Below are 1,921 nucleotides of genomic sequence, written 5' to 3'. Positions count from 1 at the left end.
CGCCGAGCAAATGGCGCATCGCCCGCCGCACCCGTTCCGACATCGGCGTCGCCGAGGTGCGCCGCACGTGGGAGGACACCCCGTTCTACGCCCGCAGCGAACTCGCCTCGCGGTTTATGGGCGAGGAAGTGGTGACGGTGCAGGAGAGCCTCGACATGCAGCGGTTCTCTTCGCCGCTGGTGCAGTTCATGCTGCCCTACCGCATGCCGCGGCGGAAATAGGGCTTCAGCATGGCCCATGGCGCATCGGTCAAATCGCTTGGAAAGGCCAGGTCGGCACGGGCATAAAGCGCTCGAGCCTTGTCGGTTCACAAGATTGATCCCCGGACGTTTCGCGACTCTCGTGAATTAGCGACTTGGGACCGCGTCAAGTTAACCCAGTGACCCCTCAACTCAACTTCGGATCAGACTCATGGGCCTTGCTCGGAGAACTGATAGGTCCGCAAGTCATGATTCTGTAACAGGTGTCAGGTTTTTTGCGTTCGATAGGTTCGGGTTCCGGCCGTCGATTGCCAGACTGCCCGTATATGAAGAGAAAAGCCCATGGTCCGTAACGGTTCTTTCGCCATTCTGTTGCTTGCGGTTGTTGGGGCGAGCCCGGCAGCCGCAGAAAGCCCTGCAGCCCGCGAGGTTGTCGAAGCTGCCCGAAGCGAATGCACGAAGGAAAAGGGGCAGTTCGACGCATCGCCCGGTAGCATCACCCCGATTGACCTATCGGGGGACGGCACGCCCGACGAGATCGTTGATGCAACCAAGTTCGCCTGTTCCACTGCTGTGTCGCTCTATTGCGGCACTGGCGGCTGCCCGATTACGGCAATTGTGGACGGCAAGTCGATCGAACTGTTCGGCCGAGGGTGGATGGCCATGGACTGGGCCGGATCCAAGATCCTGCTGCTCGATATTCACGGCAGCCGATGCGGTGCCAATGGAACCACGCGCTGTTTCGAGGCCGTAACGTGGTCCGAAGGCGCCTTCCGCAGCGTCGCGCCGGCAAACTGAAGCCGAACAAGTGAGCGAACTCGCAGGCGATCTGGTCAGCGCATCGACAACGTTTGCCGCCCTTGCACTTGTCTTTCTCGGCGGTCCCTTCAATAGTCTGGAAAATCAGGACGAGGTTGCGCGCAAAGCCAATCTGCCGGTCTATCGGCGTCGCGCGCATGCTACCTTTTGCGCTTTCGTCCTATCCTTTATCTCCGTCATCGTCGCGATTTCGCCCATGCAACGCAAAGTACGGCCTTGACCGAATTGGCGGCTGCCCTGCTGGTCGTCGTGCTAGTCTGGCTGCTGGTTGCCGCCTCGTTTCTGCTGAGGGGTTTCCACTAGCCTGCCCTAGAGTCCAATACGAAATTGTTCGGTGTAATTTCATAGCCTTGCGATACGGCGCGCGACGGGGCCAATTCGCCATGGCGCCCCGCCGCGCGCGAAGGCGCTGCGTCAGGGTTTCACCACCAGATTGCCCAGATGGCTGCCATTGAACAGCATCAGTAAGGCATCCGGGAAATGGTCGATCCCGCTGACGACATGTTCGGGCAATGTCAGTTTTCCAGCTTGCATCAGCGCGGAAATCTCAGCCATCGCCGCAGGATAGTCCGCCTCGTAATGGCTGACGACGAAGCCTTTCATAATCGCATTGCGCTCTGCCAGACGCAGGTAGAGTTTCGGCCCGCGGACATCGTCGAGATTCTGATACTGCGAAATCGCCCCGCAAATCGCGATCCTTGCCCCCGCCGGCGCGAGATTATCGAGCACGATATCAAGCGTTTCGCCGCCAACATTGTCAAAAAACACGTCAACGCCATCAGGGGCTGCTTCAGCCAGTTGCTGCGCAAGATCGACGCTCTTGTAGTCGATCGCGACATCGGCGCCAAGCGTATCGACAAGGTAGCTGCATTTCACCGGGCCTCCGGCGATGCCGATGACGC

The 1,921-nt window shown here is 59.4% G+C and carries 3 protein-coding genes and 1 pseudogene; 3 read left to right on the top strand and 1 reads right to left on the bottom strand.

Annotation, left to right across the window (positions count from 1 at the left end; all coding sequences use genetic code 11):
* From ACOVQ0_RS12995 to ACOVQ0_RS12985, 3 genes and pseudogenes are all read left to right on the top strand, one after another.
* A pseudogene (locus ACOVQ0_RS12995) lies at window positions 1-221 on the top strand (hydroxyneurosporene dehydrogenase); the annotation flags it as partial.
* A 321-nt stretch (window positions 222-542) separates the two neighbouring features.
* Window positions 543-998, top strand: coding sequence for a hypothetical protein (locus tag ACOVQ0_RS12990; protein WP_421885095.1), 456 nt, complete (start codon window positions 543-545; stop codon window positions 996-998).
* 10 nt (window positions 999-1,008) lie between these two features.
* The gene (locus tag ACOVQ0_RS12985; RefSeq protein ID WP_421885093.1) at window positions 1,009-1,239 is read left to right on the top strand and encodes a hypothetical protein; all 231 of its coding nucleotides are present in this window, start codon (window positions 1,009-1,011) and stop codon (window positions 1,237-1,239) included.
* Window positions 1,240-1,433: 194 nt separating this feature from the next.
* Here ACOVQ0_RS12985 and ACOVQ0_RS12980 read toward each other — a convergent pair.
* Window positions 1,434-1,921: zinc-binding dehydrogenase (locus tag ACOVQ0_RS12980; RefSeq protein ID WP_421885092.1), on the bottom strand; the 488-nt coding region annotated here is incomplete at its 5' end.

This window comes from Novosphingobium sp. (assembly GCF_049240505.1).
Classification (GTDB): Bacteria; Pseudomonadota; Alphaproteobacteria; order Sphingomonadales; family Sphingomonadaceae; genus Novosphingobium.
This window is presented reverse-complemented; position numbering and strand designations above follow the sequence as displayed.